Here is a 19,513-nt window from a genome sequence, read left to right as displayed (position 1 = left end):
GCCCCGACCTCGCTCCGAAAGCCTACCAGACTTTCTCGGCCGGCTTTCCGTCTCACGACTTCAGCCTTTTGCCTTGCTGCCTAGCGGAAGAAACTGTAGCGTTCCTTCCGGCGGCTTGAGGAGCCGGCCTCTCGGCCGTCTTCCCTGTTGCCGCGCGGTTGAAACCTTAGCAGGTCCCGCTGGGCTGTTTCTCCGAAGGGAGCGCCGTCCGGAGCAGGCTCCGATCACCGCGTCCCTCTCCCGAGGCACGAGGAGATAACTTACACATCCCCGGGGGCCAGGTCAACTTCGCCCCCTGGCCGATGGGACCCGCGCCGGACAACGCTTCTCAGCGGCGCCTCCAGTGCCCCGAGGACGCGCCAGCGACGTGGCCACTCACCCGACATGCGGCAGCCACCTGCCCGAGAGGCCTACGACAGCTCCTTCCTCGCTCCGCGACGCAGCGCGTCCGTGCGTCGGACCCCCGGCGCACGGCCTCGCTGCGGCGACCAAAAACTCATCGGCAGGCCTGCGCCCGCCTTGAGGACCGAGCTCGCGGTCCTGCAACGGCCGGCAGACGAGGGCTCCATGACGTGCAGCGCGGTCCGCGCCCCGTCCTCGGTGCTGCCCGGTCGTCTGCCCGTGATCGGCCACGGCGCCCCGACCACGATGTCCCGCCCGGCGATCGTGCAGCCCGTGCTGACCAGCCTCTCCTCAGCCACGCCCACTCCCCAGCGCACTCCCAACCCCTCAGCCACGCCCACTCCCCAGCGCACTCCCAACCCCTCAGCCACCCCCACCCCGCCACCGCGGCCGTTCTCTCCGTGACGATGCGTCGCTCTGCCGCAAGAGGCCCCGCTCCTCCCGCCGGTGTCCCGGGCGCCTCTTCCCGCGCCCGGCTCCGCTTCCGGGCCGCGAGGCCCCTACTGCCTTGGGGTGCGGCCGGTGATTGACGACGCGGTCGCCCGCGGCGTTGGGGGCCTGTGCGCCTAGCGGACCGGCAGCCGCGCCGGCCGCCCGCGACCAGGCCCGGCCGGCGCCGCCGATGGCCGGCGACGGGCGCTGACCTGGCCGACCCGGATTGCCGCCTTGACAGCGAGTCGCCACCGCAGCCGAGCCAGGCCCAGGTGGCTCCAATGGAGCGCATCAGAACGAGCGAACGAGGAGACCGGCGTCGCGAGAGAGCCAAGGCGCCGCAGCAGGCAGCAGCGTTGGCGCCCGGAGTTCTCCGGCAGGAACCGCGCACGACCGGGCGCTCCGGGACGACCAAGGCCCGAACGACCAGGCGCGGAACGGCGAAGGCCGGGACGGGCATGAGGTGACTCACGCCCATCCCGGCCGATGCAGGGGCGACAGGACTTGAACCTGCAACCTGCGGTTTTGGAGACCGCTGCTCTGCCAGTTGAGCTACGCCCCTCCGCGCGGCACGGACGAACGCCCTGCGCGCGCCGTCACCATACCGTGTGCCGACGGGGCCCGGGGCACCACTGCTCTTCGCTCCGCCCGGTCGCCACATCGCCTTCGTCGCTCGACGAGCCGGAGCCAGCCCCGGCCAGCTCCCGCCCGCCCCGGCCAGCCCCCGCCCGCCCCCAGCTCTGGCCCAGCCCCGGCCCAGCCCCAAGCCGGATCCGGCTCAGCCCCAAGCGAGCCCCGAGCAGCCGCGCAGCGTCCGGCTGCACCGCGCCCTCGGTCGCGCCATGGTTCTCGCAGCAGTCGGCCCCTGCCGTCGCGCACCCCGCGCTCGGAGCCCTTCTACGACGCACAGCCGATTCCCAGCTGCCTTTCGGGCTGCTTTCGTGGTCGACCGGTTTCCTCTTAGCCATGAGGAGCGAAGGATCGGGCACGGTGTCGGTCGAAGGCCCCAGCGCGACGGGGCTGCTGGGACCGGCCGACTGGGAGCGCATCGTCCAGGAGCAGCAGCCGCGCGTCTACCGGCTCGCCTACCGCCTGACGGGGACGGCGTCGGACGCCGAGGACCTCACACACGACGTCTTCGTCCGCATCTTCCGCTCGTTGCACACCTACACCGAGGGCAACTTCGACGGGTGGGTCACGCGCATCACCATGAACCTCTTCCGCGACCGCTGGCGGCGGCGCAAGCGCCTCCTCATCGAGCCGACGGAGAACGACGAGCTGGTCGCGTCGTCCGCGGCCGCCCCTTCCTCCGAGGAGGCGTGGCAGGCCGCCCACCTCGACGTCGACGTCCGCGCCGCCATCGCGGGCCTGCCTCCGGCGTACCGCGCAGCCGTCGTGCTCTGCGACCTCGAGGGCATGGCCTACGAGCAGGTGGCCGACGCGCTCGGCGTCAAGCTCGGGACGGTGCGCAGCCGGCTGCACCGGGGCCGTGCCCTCCTGCGCGTGGCGCTCGCCCACCGCGCCCCGCAGCCGTCGGCGGCCCGCAGGGGCCTCGCCGCCGTGGAGCGCCTGCGGCCGGCGGCGCTCGGCGCCGCGTAGGCAGAGGGACAAAGGCCACCACAAGCCATGTGACCGCTGGCACGACAGCCCGCCCGGCACCCGCCGCGGCGGGCTGTCGTGTCTCCACGCCCGAAGCCGCTTCGGCGGTCCCCATCGAGGCGGGCGAGGCGGCCACGCCCGCCCGGGCGTGCACTGTCGGTGCCCAGGGGCAGGATGCGTACGTGCTGCTCGCCGCCGTCGCCGCCGCCTCCGCCGAGGTCGCCGCCACCCGCTCGCGCCGGGCGAAGGTCGAGCGCATCGCCGCCGCCCTCACCGCCGCCACCCCGGCCGAAGCGGTCGTGGTCGCGGCCTACCTCGCCGGAGAGCTCACCCAGCGCCGGACCGGCGTGGGCTGGGCGTCGTTGCGCGAGCTGCCCCCGCCGGCGCAGGCACCGACCCTGGACGTCCTCGAGGCCGACCGCGCCTGGTCCGCCATCGCCGAGGTGGCCGGCGCGGGCGCGCAGGGCGAGCGACGCCGGCTGCTGGAGGCGCTCTTCGCCCGCGCCACCGAGCCGGAGCAGCGGCTGCTGCGCGGGCTCGCGCTGGGTGAGCTGCGCCAGGGCGCGTTGGACGCGCTGGTCGTCGAGGGCCTCGCACGGGCCACCGACGCGCCGCTCGCCGAGGTCCGGCGAGCCGTCATGCTGCGCGGGGCGACACCGCCGGTGGCGGAGGCCCTGCTGGCCGAGGGGTCGGCGGCCCTTGCCCGCTTCCGGCTCGAGGTCGGGCGCCCCGTCCATCCGATGCTCGCCTCGACCGCCGCGGACGTCGCGGAGGCGCTGGGCAAGGCCGGGCCGGCTGCCGTCGAGGAGAAGCTCGACGGCATCCGGGTGCAGGTGCACCGGCGCGGGGACGACATCGCGGTCTTCACTCGGACCCTTGACGACGTCACGTCCCGCCTGCCCGAGGTCGTGGAAGCCGTGCGCACGCTGCCGGCGGACGAGCTCGTCCTTGACGGGGAGGCGCTCGCCCTCGGGGCCGACGGCCGGCCGCGTCCTTTCCAGGAGACCGCCGCCCGGACGGGGTCCCGGGTGGACGTTCCCACTGCGCGCGCCAGGGCGCCCCTCTCGGCCGCCTTCTTCGACGTCCTGCACGTCGACGGCGAGGACCTCCTCACCGCGAGCACGGCCGAGCGCCACGACCGGCTCGCCGCGCTCGCGCCGGAGGCGATGCGCGTACGGCGGGTGGTCGTCACCGGGCCCGAGGACGAGCACGCCGCGGCGGCCTTCTCCGCCAGCGCGCTCGCCCGCGGTCACGAGGGCGTGGTGGTCAAGGCCCTGGACGCGCCCTACGAGGCGGGCCGCCGCGGTGCCGCGTGGCTGAAGGTCAAGCCCGTGCACACCCTCGACCTGGTCGTCCTCGCGGCCGAGTGGGGGTCGGGCCGGCGCCGGGGGTGGCTCTCGAACCTCCACCTCGGCGCCCGGGGCCTCGACGGCGGTTTCGTGATGCTCGGGAAGACGTTCAAGGGCCTCACCGACGCGATGCTGCAGTGGCAGACGACCGCGCTGCTGGAGCTGGCCGTTGAGCAGGCGGGCTGGGGCGTGGTCGTCCGGCCTGAGCTCGTCGTGGAGATCGCGTTCGACGGGGTCCAGGCGTCGACGCGCTACCCGGCCGGCATGGCGCTGCGTTTCGCCCGCGTGATCCGCCACCGGCCGGACAAGACCGCTGCGGAGGCCGACACGGTCGACGCCGTCCGAGCGGTCTTCGACCGCGCTCGCGCGACCGGCGAGTCGTCGGGATGAGCCGCGCCGGAGCGGGAATGCGCACGGGCGAGCACGTCCCGCCGGTCCGAAGGAGCACCGATGGCCTCCGAGCACACCCCTGCCGACGACGTCGTCTACGACCTCATCAGCGTGCAGTACCACGCGTTGAAGGCCGCTCAGGCCTACGACAAGTACCAGCAGGACGCCCATGACCACGCCGACATCAAGGAGTTCTTCGCCCAGTGCGCGGAGGAGGACGCCCGGCGTGCCGAGCGCTGCCACGAGCTGCTCGCGCAGGTGACGGGCAGCAGCTCCAGCTGACGCGCTCGCGGGTCAGCCGCGTACGGCGTCGAGCACCTCGTCGTTGAACGGCTGCCAGGCCTGCGCGGCCCACTCGCCGAACGCGCGGTCCGTCAGGCACACGCAGGCGGCTCCGGCCTCCGGGTCGACCCAGAGGTACGTGCCGCTCTGGCCGAAGTGGCCGAAGGCCCGCGGGCTGGCCGCCGCGGCCATCCAGTGCGGCGCCTTCGTCCCGCGCAGCTCCGGCCCCAGGCCCCAGTCGTTGGGGTCCTGACGGCCGTAGCCGGGCAGGACGCCGGCCAGCCCCGGGAACTGCACGGAGGTCGCGCCGGCGAGCGTGTCGGGATGGAGCAGCTGCGGCGCCTGCAGCTCGCGGGCGAAGGCGAGCAGGTCCTCGAGCGTCGACACGCCGTCCCGGGCGGCGGACCCGGGCAGCGCCGTCGACGTCATGCCGAGCGGTGCGAGCACGCCCTCGCGCAGGTACGCCGCGAACGGCATGCCGGTCGCCGCCTCGACGGCGCCCGCGAGCAGCTCGTAGCCGGCGTTGCTGTAGACCCGGCGCGCGCCGACCGCCGACGCGACGACGGCGGCCGAGTCCGGCGACACCCCGCTGGCGTGAGCGAGCAGGTGACGGACGGTGGCTCCCGGCGGCCCGGCCGGGTCGTCGAGCGAGACCGCCTCCTCCTCGACCGCGACGAGCACCGCGTACGCCGTGAGCAGCTTGGTGACGGACGCGAGCCGGAACTCGGTGTCCAGCGGCCCGTGCGCCCCGAGCAGCGTCCCGTCCCGTGCGACCACGCCGACGGCGGCCGTCGTCACCGGCCAGGCCTCGACGGCGGGCAGGGTGTCTCCGATCCTCGACGTCACGGCGACGACCCTAGGGCCACCCGGAAGCGTGGCGAGCCCGGGAGCGTTGGCAGGATTCGAGCCGTGCCGGCGCCGGCACGCGAGGACCTCGAGGAGCCGTGGATGACCCTGCCGCAGGACACCGACCCCAAGCTCGCCCAGTACGCCCATCCCGAGCGGCTGGTCACCACCGACTGGCTGGCCGAGCACCTCGGCGACGCCGGGCTGGTCGTCGTCGAGTCCGACGAGGACGTGCTGCTCTACGACACGGGGCACGTGCCGGGCGCGGTGAAGGTCGACTGGCACACCGAGCTCAACGACCCGGTCACCCGCGACTACGTCGACGGCGCGCGCTTTGCCGAGCTCATGGCGGCCAAGGGCATCGGACGCGACACGACCGTCGTGTTCTACGGCGACCGCAACAACTGGTGGGCGGCGTACGCGCTCTGGGTGTTCACCCTGTTCGGCCACGCCGACGTGCGGCTGCTCGACGGCGGCCGGGCCAAGTGGGTTGCCGAGGGCCGCGAGCTGACGACCGACGTGGCGGAGCGCCCGCGCGCCGACTACCCGGTGGTCGAGCGCGACGACGCGGCGGTCCGCGCGTTCAAGGAGGACGTCCTCGCCCACGTGGGCAAGCCGATGATCGACGTCCGCTCCCCCGGCGAGTTCTCCGGCGAGCTGCTGCACATGCCGGACTACCCGCAGGAGGGGGCGATGCGCGGCGGCCACGTGCCCGGCGCGCGCAACGTCCCGTGGGCGCGCGCCGCCGCCGAGGACGCGACGTTCAAGCCGGTCGAGGAGCTGCGCGCGATCTACGAGGGCGAGGCCGGGCTGTCGGCGGGCGATGATGTCGTCGTCTACTGCCGCATCGGCGAGCGCTCGTCGCACACCTGGTTCGTGCTGACCCACCTGCTCGGCTACGACAAGGTCCGCAACTACGACGGCTCGTGGACCGAGTGGGGCAACAGCGTCCGGGTGCCGATCGAGAAGGGGGCGTCGGCGTGAGCGAGCTGCCCGCCGCGCTCGCGGAGGTCGTGGACGACTTCGCGGCGGTCCCCGCCCGCGACCGGCTCCAGCTCCTGCTCGAGCTGGGCAACGAGCTGCCCGAGCTCCCCGAGCGCTTGACCGCCGACCACAGCGCGATGGAGCAGGTGCACGAGTGCCAGTCCCCGCTCTTCCTCACGGTCGAGCTCGAGGGGCCCGGGGGCTCGGCCCGGCAGGTGCGCCTCTTCTTCGACGCCCCGAAGGAGGCGCCGACGACGCGCGGGTTCGCCGGCATCCTGCACGCCGGCCTCGACGGCGAGGCGCCGGAGACGGTCCTCGCCGTGCCGGACGACTTCTATCTGCGGCTGGGCCTCGCCGAGCTCGTCAGCCCGCTGCGGCTGCGTGGCATGGCCGCGATGCTGGCCCGGGTGAAGGGGCAGCTGCGAGCCGCCGCCTGACGGCCTCTGCCGGACGGGCGACACGCAAACTTGAACGTCTCAAGTTCTTGACTGGATCATGCTCCTCGCGGGAGGGTGGAGCCCGTGGAGGAGACGGCGGCACGGCTGCGCTCGGCGGGGCTGCGGCCCACCGCTCCTCGGGTGGCGGTCCTGGCCGTGCTCGAGGCGGAGCGCCAGCACCTCACGGCCGATGAGGTCGTGCGGGCCGCGCGCAAGCGGCTCGGCGCGCTGAGCGTGCAGGGGGCGTACGACGTCCTCACCGCGCTCACGAGCGCGGGGCTGCTGCGCCGCATTGAGCCGGCCGGCTCGGCCGCGCGCTACGAGGCGCGGGTCGCCGACAACCACCACCACATCGTGTGCCGCTCGTGCGGCGCGATGCAGGACGTCGACTGCGCCGTGGGTGAGGCACCCTGCCTCGTCCCCTCGAGCGCAGCAGGCTTCGTGCTGGACGAGGCCGAGGTCACGTGGTGGGGGCTCTGCCCCGACTGCCACGCCCGGCAGCAGATCAAGTCAGTGAACGACGACGAGATGGAGGAGAGCGCGTGACCGACGTCGCGAGCAAGGGACCCCAGGCTGGGGACGACCGGGCGATCCTCACCAATCGCCAGGGCCACCCGGTCTACGACAACCAGAACCAGCGGACGGTCGGCGCCCGCGGGCCGGCGACGCTCGAGAACTACCAGTTCCTCGAGAAGATCAGCCACTTCGACCGCGAGCGCATCCCCGAGCGCGTCGTCCACGCGCGCGGGTTCGTGGCGTACGGCGAGTTCGAGGCCACCGGCAAGTGGGGTGACGAGCCCATCGAGCGCTACACCCGCGCCAAGCTCTTCAACACCGCCGGCAAGAAGACCGACCTCGCGATCCGCTTCTCCACGGTCATCGGTGGCCGGGACTCCTCCGAGGCGGCGCGTGACCCGCGCGGCTTCGCGGTGAAGTTCTACACCGAGGACGGCAACTGGGACATCGTCGGCAACAACCTCGCCGTCTTCTTCATCCGCGACGCCATCAAGTTCCCCGACGTCATCCACTCGCTCAAGCCCGACCCCATCACGTTCCGCCAGGAGCCGGCCCGCATCTTCGACTTCATGTCGCAGACGCCGGAGGCCATGCACATGCTGGTGAACCTTTTCAGCCCGCGCGGCATCCCGGCGGACTACCGCCACATGCAGGGCTTCGGCGTCAACACCTACAAGTGGGTCAACGCCGAGGGCGAGACGCACCTGGTCAAGTACCACTGGATCCCCAAGCAGGGCGTCAAGTCGCTGACGGCCGACGACGCGGCGAACATCCAGGCCAACGACCTGGGCCACGCCACGAAGGACCTCTACGAGGCCATCGAGTCGGGCAACTACCCCCAGTGGGACCTCTACGTCCAGCTGATGAGCGACGACGAGCACCCCGAGCTGGACTTCGACCCGCTGGACGACACCAAGGTCTGGCCGGAGAACGAGTTCGAGCCCAAGCTCGTCGGCACGATGACGCTGAACCGCAACGTCGATGACCACCACAACGAGAACGAGCAGAGCGCGTTCGGCACCGGCGTCCTCGTTGACGGCATGGACTTCTCTGACGACAAGATGCTCGTCGGCCGCACGTTCTCCTACAGCGACACCCAGCGCTACCGGGTGGGCCCGAACTACCTTCAGCTGCCGATCAACTCGGCGAAGAACGCGAAGGTGCACACCAACCAGCGCGGCGGCCAGATGTCCTACGGCGTGGACCTCGGCGCCGGCCAGAACCCGCACGTCAACTACGAGCCGTCGATCACGGGCGGCCTGCGCGAGGCGCAGTACCCGACGCACGACGAGCAGGGCCCGGTCATCACCGGCCGCCTCACCCGCAAGCGCATCCCCCGGACCAACGACTACAAGCAGGCCGGGCAGCGCTACCAGCTCATGGAGCAGTGGGAGAAGGACGACCTGGTCAAGAACTTCGTCGAGAACATCGGCCAGGCGGTCCGCGAGGTGCAGGAGCGCATGGTGTGGCACTTCCTTCTCGTCGACGACGAGCTCGGCCTGCGCGTGGGTGAGGGCCTCGGCATCTCCCCGGATGACGTCCGCCACCTCGAGCCGCTGCAGTCGCAGACGCTGACCGACGAGGACCGGGAGCGCCTGTCCAACCTCGGCAAGAACGGCCCGCGAGACGTCACCGGCCTGAAGATGACGCACTGCGTCCCGAATGAGCACGTGGTCGTCACCCGCTGACGCACGCTTCGGCAACACCGACGGCCGCCGTACCCCGACGGGTACGGCGGCCGTCGCCGTCTGTTCCACCCTCCCCAGCGATCAAGCGCAAGTGGCGAGTTGCCCACAGCGCGAGCTGTGGACAACTCGCCACATGTGCATGATCAGCGCGGGGAGGCGGGTGCTCGGTCGGGCGTACGCCGCCGCCGCCCGCTGAGCAGGTCGGCCAGCCCCAGCAGCAGCGCCAGCACGACGAAGGCCGTGGAGATGCGGAACCCGTCCTCGAGCGCGCCGGCCCAGTCCTGCCCGCGTGAGCCCTCGAGCGCGCCGAAGAACGCGACGCCGACGACCGCGATGCCCAGCGCCGTGCCCACTCGCTGTCCGGTCTGCAGCACGCCGGACGCGCTCCCGCTCTCGGCGGGCGGCACCTCCGACAGTGCGATCGACGTGTTCGGCGCGATGACGAAGCCGCTGCCGGCACCGGCGACGAAGAGCGGCAGCGCGAGCGCCCAGCCGATGCCCCCTCCTTCGACCTCGCTGACGAGGACGTCGCACGCGATCAGGCCGACGGCGACGAGCGCCAGCCCGACGACGACGAGCCGGCGGCCCGCCCGGTGCACGAGCCGTCCGCCGATCCCGCTCGCGATGCCGGAGCCGATGGCGAAGGGGATCTGTGCCAGGCCGGCCTCCAAGGCGGAGTAGCCGCGCCCCTGCTGCAGGAAGAGGGTGTAGACGAAGAAGATCCCGGTGAACCCGGCGAAGTAGACCGTCCCGATCGCGTTGCCGAGCGTGTAGGACCTGCGGCGGAAGAGCGCGAGGTCCACGACGGGCGACCGGCCGGTACGGCCGTACCTGCGCTCCCACAGCACGAACGCTGCGAGGACCAGCGCCGCCAGGGGCAGCAGCAGCCACTTCGCCGCCGTCTCCCACTCGCGCTCCTCGACGAGCGGCAGCAGCACGAGCACGACGGCCGCCCCGAGCAGGACGACGCCCACCGGGTCGAGGCTGTCGTCGCCCTTCCCTCGCGTGCGTCCCGGCAGCAGCTTCCAGGCGAACGGGAGCAGCACCAGGCCGATCGGCAGGTTCACGAGGAAGACGTAGCGCCAGCCGTTCTCCTCGCCGAAGGCCTGGATGAGCAGCCCGCCGGCGAGCGGGCCGATCGCGGTCGACAGCCCGATCACCGCGCCGAGCAGCCCGAACGCCTGGCCGCGCTCCTTGCCGCGGAACATCTGCTGGATCACGCCGGCGTTCTGCGGGATCACCAGGCCGGCGGCCGCGCCCTGCAGCAGCCGGGCGATCGCGAGGAACGCGGAGTTCGTCGCGAGGCCGCAGAGCACGCTCGCGGCCGTGAAGGAGGCGATGCCGACGACGAGCAGCAGCCGTCGGCCCTTCGCGTCGCCGAGCCGGCCGGCCGGGACGAGCAGCAGGCCGAACGCCACGGCGTACCCGGACAGGATCCACTGCAGGTCGCTCTCGCTGGCGTCGAGCCCCTCCTCGATCGAGGGCAGCGCGACGTTGACGATGCTGACGTCGAGCAGCGTCATGAACGCCGCGACGAGGCAGACGGCCAGTGCCCGCCACCGGTGCGGGTCCTCCCCCTCCCCCGGCGGGCTCGGGTCCGGCTGTGCTGCGCGCGAGGGTGCCGAGGTCACCGTCCCAGGCTCACCCGCAGGCGGGAGGTTCACACGCTCGAGCGCGCCAGATTTTCCCGGTTCCTACCGGGAGAACGGCCAGAGCACGGGGTACGCGGCGGCCGCCGCCGCGGCGAGCGCGAGGCCGCCGAGGGCGAGCAGCATCCCCGCCGCCACCCGGCCACGGAGCTCAGGCACCAGGGCGTCGACCGTGCGGGAGAAGCCGCGGCGTACGGCGCGCCGGCCCGGGCCGAGCAGGGTCCCGGCCAGCGCAAGCGCCGCGGCGCCGGCCAGCAGCGGGTCCAGCAGCGCTTGGTCGTCCGGGTGGTCCGCCGGGTCGGTGAGGCGGTCGGGCAGCCCGTCGAGGGGCACGGCACCGGACGCGAGGAGGGGGACCACCGCCAGTGCGCCCGCCAGCAGTGCGAGCGGGAGCGACGCGAGCGCGCCCAGCGCCCCGCGCAGCAGGTGCCACGGCAGGCTCGCCGCGGCGACGACGGAGTCGCTGCGCCGTGGCCCGTACGCCGCGAGCCGGCGTCGGCGCGCACAGCCGGCGGCGTCGACCGCCCGGAACACGACGCTCAGGGCGAGCGCGGCCACCGCCGCGAGGACCGGGGCCGCGACGGCGGCGGCCACCAGGGCCAGCCCGAGGAGCAGCCCCAGCACCGGGTGCGGGCGCTGGTGCGCAGGAGGTGCCGGCGGCCCGTCGGCCGCGGGCTCGGCGAGCTCGCCGGGCAGGTCGAGCAGGGCGGTCTCGAGGCCGGCGCCCGCAGGATGCGCCCTCCAGCCCGTCCCAGCGGGTCCGGCGCCCTGCCATGGCTCGGCGTGGCCAGCGTGCTCGGCGTAGCCCTCGTGCTCGGCGTGGCCCTCGTGCTCGGCGTAGCCCTCGTGCTCGGCGTAGCCCTCGTGATCGGGGTCGCCCTCGTGATCGGGGTCGCCCTCCTGCGGGGCGGCCGGCCGGTGCCCGGCGTCGACCGCCCAGGCCCGCACGCCAGGCGCCGGCCGGGGGACGGGCTCGGCCCGGACGGGCACCAGCGGCAGCCCGTCCTCGGCGGCGGCCAGGAGCGCCTGCGCCGTCGGGCGCTCGGCCGGGTCGAGGGTGCAGGCGGCACGGACGAGCGGCAGCAGCCAGGCGGGCACGCCCTCGAGGTCGAGGGCGCCGGTCAGCACGCGGTGCAGCACGCCCTCGAGGTGGCCGGTGCCGTACGGCGGGCGCCCCGTGGCGGCGTACGTGACCGTGGCGCCCCAGGAGGAGATGTCGGAGGCCGGGGTCGCCCGCTGCCCGCCGAGGACCTCGGGCGCGACGTAGCCCGGGGTCCCGAGCAGCAGGCCGGTCGAGGTCAGCCGTACGTCGTCGGCGAGCAGCGCGACCCCGAAGTCGACGACCACGGGCGAGCCGTCAGCCAGCAGGACGTTGCCGGGCTTGAGGTCGCGGTGGACGACGCCGACCGAGTGGATCGCGACGAGCGCGCGCGCGAGCCCGACCACGACCTCGCGCAGCGCGTCGCCGCGCAGCGGGCCGTGGGCTCCGACGTGCTCGGGCAGCGAGCGCCCCTGCACGTAGCGCATGGCGAGGTACGGCGTCGGGCCGTCGACGTCGACGTCGACCACAGCGGCCACGTGCTCCCCGACGACGAGCTGGAGGGCCTCGGCCTCGCGGCGCAGGCGGGCGCGGCCGTCCGGGTCGCCGACGAGATGGGGTCGGAGCACCTTGACGGCCACGGCTCGGCCGTCGGGGTCCAGAGCGAGGTGGACGACGCCCATGCCGCCTTCGCCGACGCGCCCGAGCAGGCGGTACGGGCCGAGGCGCTCCTCGGCGCGCACGGGCTCTCCCACCGCAGCACCGTAACCGCGGGACCTGCCCGCCGGGGGCAGCGCGACCGGCGCGTCGGGCAGTCGGCGCAGGCCGACCAGCGGGGTGCGCCTGCCGAGGCCAGCCGTCTCGGCGGCGCCGGTGCCCGGCGGCAGTGGGTTGGAGAGCGGGAGGGACGTTCGGCGCCGACCCTGTGGGTCTCGGCGCGAGCCAGGGGGGCGGGCGCCTCGTTGCGCCCGCCGGCGGCAATACAAGCCGAGCGGCGCCGCCGCGGACAAGCCCCCCGAAGTCTCAGGATCGTAACGATGCGTTGCTAACCGGTAGCACGAGTGAAACTTCCGGCCGACACGCCCGAGAAGCAGGACGGCACGTCCGGGAGTCCCGGACGTGCCGTCGCTGGTCGATCTGGTGCCGGCGTGCAGGGCCGGCCCGCTGGATCCAGGTCAGGTGCTGGTCAGGGCGCGCACCCGTACGCCGGCGCGGCCTTCTCGTCGATCCCCACGCAGCGGAAGCTGGCCGGGTTGACCTCCGAGGGCGGGGCCCAGAGCTTCGAGGCCTGCTCGTAGTCGTAGGCGAAGCCGAGCAGCGCCGGCTCGGTGTAGGCCTTGCCGAGGAAGCCGATGCCGAACGGGCGACGGGTGCTGGCCTGGTAGCCCGCAGGCACGATGACGGTGGGGTAGCCGGCCTTGGCGCCGATCCCGGCCGAGGCGCTGGACTGGAAGAGGATCGTGTCGAGGTCGTTCGCCGCCATGACGGCGTCGATGCGGTCCTTGCTCGCGACCAGGTCCGCCGCCCGGTCCGCGTCGCGGCGGGCCCTGGCGCCGGCGAGGTCCACGGCCTCGGAGGCGAACAGCTGGGTCGCGCCGAACTTCTGCGTCTCCTTCGGGTGCGCGCGGTAGTAGTCGGCGACCTTGGTGATGTCCTTCATCACGTAGTTCGGCTGGGTGCGCGTCTGCAGGTAGGTGTTGAGGTCGGCCTTGAAGTCATAGGTCAGCACCGTCGAGGCGGGCCCTGCCGTCGAGAGCGTGATCGGGACCAGCGTGGCGCCCTCTGCCTGCAGCGTCGCGAGCGCGCCGTTCCACAACGCGAGCGAGTCCCCGGTCGGCGCGCCGTTGGTGAGGACGCCGATCCGCGTGCCCTGCAGTGCGGTCGTCGAGAGGTCCTTCGTGAAGTCGTGCCCGACGAGCGAGGCCGACGAGGCCGTCGCCGGGTCGGCCGGGTCGACCCCGGTCATCGCCGACAGGAGCGCGGCGACGTCGGCGACGTGGCGGCCCATCGGCCCTGCGGTGTCCTGGGCGCCGGAGATCGGGATGATCCCGGTGCGGCTCACCAGGCCGAGGGTCGGCTTGACGCCGGCGAGGGAGTTCGCGTTCGAGGGGCTGAGGATCGACCCCGAGGTCTCGGTGCCGATGCCGACCGGGCCCATGGCGGCCGCGATGCCCGCGCCCGTGCCCGAGCTGGACCCGCTCGGGGTCTGGCTCGTGTCGTAGGGGTTGAGCACCTGCCCGCCGAGCGAGCTGTAGCCCGAGGGCATCCCTGACGTGAGGAAGTTCGCGAACTCGCTGAGCTTGGTCTTGCCGAGGATCACCGCGCCGGCCTTGCGCAGCTGCTTCACGAGCGGGGAGTCGTCGACCGGGAAGTTGTCGGCGAGCGCGAGGGAGCCAGCTGTGTTGGGTACGCCCTTGAGGTCGATGTTGTCCTTGATCAACACCGGGACGCCCATCATCGGGCCGAGGTCCACGCCCTTCTTGCGCAGCTGGTCGGTGTCCTTGGCCTCGCGCTTCCAGTTCGGGTTGATGATCTGGACCGCATTGATGCTCGGGCCCTTGGAGTTGATCTGCTCGATGCGCTCGAGATAGAGCTCGGCGAGGTCGACGGCGTCGATCTTCTTCGCCGTCAGGAGGCTCTGCAGCTCCGGGACCGTCACGGTCTCGATGTCGAAGAGGTCGGTGGTCGGGTGGGAGTCGGCGACGGCCGAGTCGCCGGTCGTCGCGAGGGTGGCTCCGAGGCCGGCGAGGACGGACGCGGCGCCGAGGGCCGCGAACTGTCGACGCCGCGAAAGGGACAGCAGAGACACGGTGGGCTGCGCTCCTCGATCAGGAAGTGGGCATGTTGCCGGACGCAACCCAATCACTGTCCGCGCAATTGTCCATCCCGCGTGTGAATCTCGAAATGCAAGCCTTACGCGGCGTTAACAGGGGCTGGGACGACGACCGACAGCGGCAGGCAGGGCGCTCCACCGTGGGCCGGTCCCGAGCGGTCGGTCGGGGAAGATCGCGGCCGGTCAGACGCCGACCGGCCGCACCTCGCCGCGGCGGAGGGCGGCGTACGCGTCGGGGTCGCTCGCCGCGAGGCTCCTGCGGGCCAGCCGGCGCAGCCGGACCACCTGGACCGCGCCGACGACCCAGACCACGTACTGCACGGTCAGGCCCCAGCGCAGCGCCGACGCCCCGTAGCCGCCGCTCGGCGAGAGCGCGCTGACGACGACGCCGACGGCGACGATGACGCAGAGGGCGGAGAAGAAGCCGCCGACGTTGACGATCCCGGTCGCGCTGCCCATGCGCGTCATGGGGTTGAACGTCCGCGCGTAGTCGAACCCGATCATCGCGCCGGGGCCGTTGACGCCGAGCACGAGCACGAGCAGGACGAGCAGCGGGATCGGGGCCTGCCCGGGCCAGGCGAGCACCAGCGCCCACGCCGCTGCGGTGGCGCCGACGACGGCCAGCACGACCAAGGAGCGGTGGAACGGGTGCCGCCCGATGAGCGCGCCCATGAGCGGTCCCACGACGACGCTGGTCAGCGTGAGCAGGGTCAGCAGGCCGGCGGCGGTGCCGGGCGACCGGTCCTCGGCGATGACTAGGAAGGGGTAGCCCCAGAGCAGCGTGAAGACCGTGGCCGAGAACTGGGTGACCAGGTGGGTCCAGAAGCCCAGCCGCGTGCCCGGCTCGCGCCAGGAGGCGGCGAGCTGGCGGCGTACGGCGGCACCGTCCGGCTCCGTCCGGCGCGGCGCGCGGCCGGCGGGCGAGTCGTGCACGACGAGGGCGGCGACCAGCGCGACCAGCCCCCCGACCGCCGCCGCCGTGCCGAACGCCGCGGTCCAGCCGGGCCCGTGCAGCGCCGCGACGAGCGGATAGGAGGCGAGCACCGCGCCGAGCGCGCCGACCTGCCCGGTCAGCTGGACGAACACCGGGTTGCGCCGGGGCGGCAGCCACACCGCGACCAACCGCAGCACGCTGATGAAGGTCAGCGCGTCGCCGCAGCCGAGCACGGCGCGCGCGGCGATGGCGGCGGCCAGCGAGTCGGTCGAGGCGAGCGCGAGCTGGCCGACGGCCATGAGCAGGCCGCCGGTGACGATCAGGCGGCGCGAGCCGAAGCGGTCGAGCAGCAGGCCCACCGGGACCTGCATGGCGGCGTAGACCGCGAGCTGCACCAGCGAGAGGAGGGACAGCACCGCGGCTGTGATGCCGAGCCGGTCCGAGGCCTCGATGCCGGCGACGCCGAGCGAGGAGCGGTGGAAGACCGCGACGAGGTAGGCCAGGACCGCGACGCCCCAGACCACGTAGCCGCGGCGAGCGTGGAGCGAGGGCTGCGGGGCGGCTTCGGTCAGGACGGTCACGTGTGCCGATGGTACGTCGAGGCAGCTAAATCTGCTCCGCGGCGATTGCCCCTTCGGCCCCCGGGAGTCGCTCGACCGTCTCGGGGCCGTCGTCTCGCTGTCGCCGGGAAGAAAGTTCACCTCGGCTATCGTTGATCCCGTCGGTGGCCGCACGGGCTACCGCTCACCGTTCGCGGGCATCGCCCCGCGGGTCGCTTCCCGTAGCTCGTCAACGCCTGCCGGCATCGTGTGCCGTCGCGCGCCGCAGCCCGGTTCGGCGGCCGACGATTGCTCGAGGGAGCTCTCTCATCCGTACGCCGCAGCACAGCTCGTCCCGCTTCAACTCCGGCCGCTCCGGTGGCCAGTCCCGCTACACCCGCCGCCCGTCGGGCGGCCCGCGCAGCTCCGCGCCGCGCGCCTCCTCGCGCGCCGTCAGCGCGCTCGAGGCGGCCTTCGCCGCCGCCCCCGTCGCCGAGAACGTCGACACGACCTGGCAGGCGCTCGGCCTGAACCAGCGCCTCGTCACGGGCCTCGAGCGCCGCGGGATCACCACGCCGTTCCCGATCCAGGCCGCCACCTTCGTCGACGCCGCGGCCGGCCGCGACGTGCTCGGGCGCGCGCGCACCGGCTCGGGCAAGACGCTCGCCTTCGGCCTGCCGCTGCTCTCGCGCCTGGCCACGCTGCGCGAGGTCTCCGGCCCGCTCGCCGGCCACCCGCGCGGGCTCATCCTCGTGCCGACCCGTGAGCTCGCCGTGCAGGTGCAGGACGCGCTGCAGCCGCTGGCGCACGGCGTCCGGCTGCGCACGCTGGCCGTCTTCGGCGGGGCGAGCATCGGCCGCCAGATCAACGCGCTCGAGCGCGGCGTCGACCTCGTCGTCGCCACGCCGGGCCGGCTGCAGGACCTCATCGACCGCGGGGCGTGCTCGCTCGCCGAGGTCGAGGTCACCGCGATCGACGAGGCGGACCACATGTCCGACCTCGGCTTCCTGCCCGTCGTCGTCAAGCTGCTCGAGCTGACCCGGCCCGAGGGGCAGCGCCTGCTCTTCTCCGCCACGCTCGACGGTGCCGTCAGCACGCTCGTCGAGCGCTTCCTCAAGGACCCGGCGCTGCACGCTGTGGCGTCCGCCGAGGCCTCGGTCGAGACCATGGACCACCGCGGGTGGGTCGTGCGCGACGCCGAGGAGAAGCTCGCGGTCCTGACCGAGATCGCGTCGCGCCCCGCGCGCTCGATCCTCTTCGTCCGCACCAAGCACGGCGCCGACCGGCTCGCGACCAGGCTCGTGCGCTCCGGCATCGACGCCGCCGCGATCCACGGCGATCTGCGCCAGAACGCCCGCCAGAAGGCGCTCGACTCGTTCGCCGCGGGGCGCACTCGCGTGCTCGTCGCCACCGACGTCGCCGCCCGCGGGATCCACGTCGACGACGTCGACCTGGTCGTGCACGTCGACCCGCCGAACGACTCCAAGGACTACCTGCACCGCTCCGGCCGCACGGCCCGCGCGGGGGCCTCGGGCCTGGTGCTGTCGATCCTCGTCCCCGGCGAGCGGCGCACGGTCGACCAGATCTGGCGCCGCGCCGGCGTGAGCGCCGAGCTCGTTCACGTCTCCCCCGGCTCGGACGCGGTCCGCGCCGTGGCCGAGTCCGGCGAGCCGGTCGTCGTCGTGCCCGAGCCGGTTCGCGAGGAGCGCCCGCGCACCTCGTCCGGCCGCCCGGGCTACGGCCGGGGCCGTGGCGAGGGCCGGGGTGCCGGCCGCCCGCGCGGCGAGCGTGGCTACGACCGTGCCCGTCACCCGGAGAGCGGCCGTCCCGAGCGCGGCCCGGCGCCGCACCGGCGCGCGTCCGGCCGTCCGGCCGGCGAGCCGGGCGCGACGCACAGCTGACCCCAGCCGCGCACCGACGGCGGGCTCCCCTCGACGGGGGCCCGCCGTCGTCGTGTCCGCGCCGATCCGGGCCGATCCGGGCGAAGGGCTCGCCGGCCCGGGCCCGGCACACTGCCTTGCCACCGACCCCCGATTCCCGATCCCCGCGAGGAAGCGATGAGCCCGGACCGCCGGCCGCCCGCCCGCCCGCGCATCGTCGGAGCGACCCGGCCCGACGTCTTCCCCGAGCCCGGCCGGCACGAGCTGACCGGCGCCACCGCCGAGCTGCTGCGCGACCTGGACGTCGACGAGGGGTGGGTGCTGCTCATCGACGGCGTCCCCAGCTCCTACGTGGACCTCGAGGACCCCACGCGGCTGGGGTTCGAGTACATGGACTGGATCGGCTCGGTGCTCGACGGCCTGGCGCCGGACGGGCTGCCCCTCGACACCGTGCACCTCGGCGGAGGGGCCTGCTCGCTGGCCCGCTACGTCGCTGCGACCCGGCCGCGCTCGCGCCAGCTCGTCCTCGAGCGCGACCCGCGCCTGCTCGAGCTGGCCCGCGACGTCCTCGGCCTGCACACCGGGCCGCTGCTGCGCACGAAGGCGCGCGAGGCCCGGGCGGGGCTGGCGAAGGAGCGCGACGCCAGCTTCGACGTCGTCATCCGGGACGCGTTCGCCGGCGTGGACGTCCCCGACCACCTGCTGACCGTGCAGTTCCTGCGGGACGCCGCCCGGGTGCTGCGGCCGGGCGGCACGTACGTCGCCAACCTTGCCGACCGCCCCCCGCTCCCGCTCGCCCGCCGCGAGGCGGCCAGCGCGCTCGCCGTGTGGCCGCACGTCGCGCTCATCAGCGAGCCGTCGGTGCTGCGCGGCCGGCGCAACGGCAACGTCGTGCTGGTCGCGTCCGCCGCTCCGCTGCCGATCGACGCCCTGCTGCGCCGCACGTCCTCGGGCGCGGCGCCGGCGCGCATGCTCTTCGACGAGCGGCTGGTGGGCTTCGTGGCCGGGGCCGAGCCCTACCTCGACCCGGAGGACGGGCCCGGCGGGCCGGCCCCGGACGCTCAGCCCGGCAGCTCCTCGCCGGAGCGCTCGACCAGCGCGGGGTGACGCGGGTCGTCGACGCGCACCACGACGTCCGCTGACTCCTCCGGCTCCGCCTCCTGCCGGTACCTCTCGTACGCCGGCAGCGTCCATCGCTCATCCGGCGGCAGCCGTCGGGCGAGCGTCGCCGGGCGCACCGCCAGGTGGACGGTCACGTCGAGGTCCAGCCAGCGGCCGAGCAGGAGCGAGCCGTCGAGCAGCAGCACCGCGCCGGGCGGGGCGGTGGCGTACTCCGCGCGCGTCGCCCGGTCGGTGACCGGGTCCCACAACGTGGGCAGGTAGCGCCCGCGCCCGCCCGGGGCCAGCGGTGACAGCACCTCGCGGTCCAGGGCCGCCACGTCGAGCCAGTCCTCGTAGTACGCGTCCGGGTCCTCCCGCCCGTGCTCGAAGCGGAGCGAGGCCGGGCGCAGGAACGCCCGCGCGCTGACCCGCAGCGCCGGCCGCCCCTGCGCCCGCAGCGGCCCCACGAGCGCGTCGGCGAGCCGCTCGGGCTCGGTGGGCGGCGCCCCGTCGAGCGCCACCCGGAGGTGCTCGCCCGGCCGCTGGGCCGCCAGCAGGCCGGCGAGCCGGTCGACGAGCCCCTCCGGGGTGAGCGGGCGTACCTGCACGCGGG

15 protein-coding genes and 1 tRNA gene are annotated in these 19,513 nt (G+C 74.0%); 9 read left to right on the top strand and 7 right to left on the bottom strand.

The window, feature by feature from the left end; genetic code table 11:
• Nucleotides 1-1,323: 1,323 nt before the first annotated feature.
• Nucleotides 1,324-1,396 (bottom strand) — tRNA-Trp (locus G9H71_RS08220).
• Nucleotides 1,397-1,824: 428 nt separating this feature from the next.
• Here G9H71_RS08220 and G9H71_RS08215 point away from each other — a divergent pair.
• The 3 genes from G9H71_RS08215 to G9H71_RS08205 all read left to right on the top strand — a co-directional run bounded on the left by G9H71_RS08215 (nt 1,825) and on the right by G9H71_RS08205 (nt 4,454).
• Nucleotides 1,825-2,433, top strand: a complete 609-nt coding sequence (locus tag G9H71_RS08215; protein WP_331272839.1) for a sigma-70 family RNA polymerase sigma factor — start codon at nt 1,825-1,827, stop codon at nt 2,431-2,433.
• 182 nt (nt 2,434-2,615) lie between these two features.
• Nucleotides 2,616-4,172: an ATP-dependent DNA ligase gene (locus G9H71_RS08210; RefSeq protein WP_166280458.1), complete on the top strand. Its 1,557-nt coding sequence runs from the start codon at nt 2,616-2,618 to the stop codon at nt 4,170-4,172.
• Nucleotides 4,173-4,232: 60 nt separating this feature from the next.
• The gene (locus G9H71_RS08205) at nt 4,233-4,454 is read left to right on the top strand and encodes a hypothetical protein (protein ID WP_166280456.1); all 222 of its coding nucleotides are present in this window, start codon (nt 4,233-4,235) and stop codon (nt 4,452-4,454) included.
• Nucleotides 4,455-4,466: 12 nt separating this feature from the next.
• Here G9H71_RS08205 and G9H71_RS08200 read toward each other — a convergent pair whose 3' ends face one another.
• Complete coding sequence (locus G9H71_RS08200; protein ID WP_331272838.1) at nt 4,467-5,300, bottom strand: serine hydrolase domain-containing protein; 834 nt, start codon at nt 5,298-5,300, stop codon at nt 4,467-4,469.
• Between the two features lie 102 nt (nt 5,301-5,402).
• Between G9H71_RS08200 and G9H71_RS08195 the strand changes: the two genes are divergently transcribed.
• The 4 genes from G9H71_RS08195 (at nt 5,403) to G9H71_RS08180 (ending at nt 8,925) form a co-directional block, all read left to right on the top strand.
• Entirely contained in the window at nt 5,403-6,284 is an 882-nt protein-coding gene (locus tag G9H71_RS08195; RefSeq protein ID WP_166280453.1) for a sulfurtransferase, read from the top strand.
• A complete protein-coding gene (locus tag G9H71_RS08190) occupies nt 6,281-6,721 on the top strand; it encodes a SufE family protein (protein WP_166280452.1) in 441 nt (146 codons plus the stop codon). Before G9H71_RS08195 ends, G9H71_RS08190 begins: the two co-directional genes overlap by 4 nt.
• Before the next feature lie 84 nt (nt 6,722-6,805).
• Nucleotides 6,806-7,267: a Fur family transcriptional regulator gene (locus G9H71_RS08185; protein WP_166280451.1), complete on the top strand. Its 462-nt coding sequence runs from the start codon at nt 6,806-6,808 to the stop codon at nt 7,265-7,267.
• A complete protein-coding gene (locus G9H71_RS08180; RefSeq protein ID WP_166280450.1) occupies nt 7,264-8,925 on the top strand; it encodes a catalase in 1,662 nt (553 codons plus the stop codon). Before G9H71_RS08185 ends, G9H71_RS08180 begins: the two co-directional genes overlap by 4 nt.
• Before the next feature lie 143 nt (nt 8,926-9,068).
• On the opposite strand, the gene G9H71_RS08175 is transcribed toward G9H71_RS08180, so the two are convergent.
• The 4 genes from G9H71_RS08175 to G9H71_RS08160 all read right to left on the bottom strand — a co-directional run bounded on the left by G9H71_RS08175 (nt 9,069) and on the right by G9H71_RS08160 (nt 15,961).
• Nucleotides 9,069-10,556, bottom strand: coding sequence for an MFS transporter (locus G9H71_RS08175; protein WP_331272836.1), 1,488 nt, complete (start codon nt 10,554-10,556; stop codon nt 9,069-9,071).
• Nucleotides 10,557-10,619: 63 nt separating this feature from the next.
• On the bottom strand, nt 10,620-12,368 hold the full coding sequence (locus tag G9H71_RS08170) for a serine/threonine-protein kinase (RefSeq protein WP_166280449.1): 1,749 nt from the start codon (nt 12,366-12,368) through the stop codon (nt 10,620-10,622).
• A 431-nt stretch (nt 12,369-12,799) separates the two neighbouring features.
• Nucleotides 12,800-14,422: an amidase family protein gene (locus tag G9H71_RS08165; RefSeq protein ID WP_166280448.1), complete on the bottom strand. Its 1,623-nt coding sequence runs from the start codon at nt 14,420-14,422 to the stop codon at nt 12,800-12,802.
• A gap of 207 nt (nt 14,423-14,629) precedes the next feature.
• Nucleotides 14,630-15,961 (bottom strand): MFS transporter, encoded by a 1,332-nt coding sequence (locus tag G9H71_RS08160; RefSeq protein ID WP_331272835.1) that lies wholly within the window; start codon nt 15,959-15,961, stop codon nt 14,630-14,632.
• Between the two features lie 143 nt (nt 15,962-16,104).
• Here G9H71_RS08160 and G9H71_RS08155 point away from each other — a divergent pair, with 143 nt between their 5' ends.
• Nucleotides 16,105-17,820: a DEAD/DEAH box helicase gene (locus G9H71_RS08155; RefSeq protein WP_331272834.1), complete on the top strand. Its 1,716-nt coding sequence runs from the start codon at nt 16,105-16,107 to the stop codon at nt 17,818-17,820.
• Between the two features lie 156 nt (nt 17,821-17,976).
• Nucleotides 17,977-18,906, top strand: coding sequence for a spermidine synthase (locus G9H71_RS08150; RefSeq protein WP_166280447.1), 930 nt, complete (start codon nt 17,977-17,979; stop codon nt 18,904-18,906).
• Here G9H71_RS08150 and G9H71_RS08145 read toward each other — a convergent pair.
• Nucleotides 18,861-19,508, bottom strand: a complete 648-nt coding sequence (locus G9H71_RS08145) for a nucleoside/nucleotide kinase family protein (RefSeq protein WP_166280446.1) — start codon at nt 19,506-19,508, stop codon at nt 18,861-18,863. The genes G9H71_RS08150 and G9H71_RS08145 overlap by 46 nt on opposite strands.
• Nucleotides 19,509-19,513: the final 5 nt, after the last annotated feature.

It is taken from the genome of Motilibacter deserti (genome assembly GCF_011250635.1).
GTDB lineage: Bacteria > Actinomycetota > Actinomycetes > Motilibacterales > Motilibacteraceae > Motilibacter_A > Motilibacter_A deserti.
This window is presented reverse-complemented; position numbering and strand designations above follow the sequence as displayed.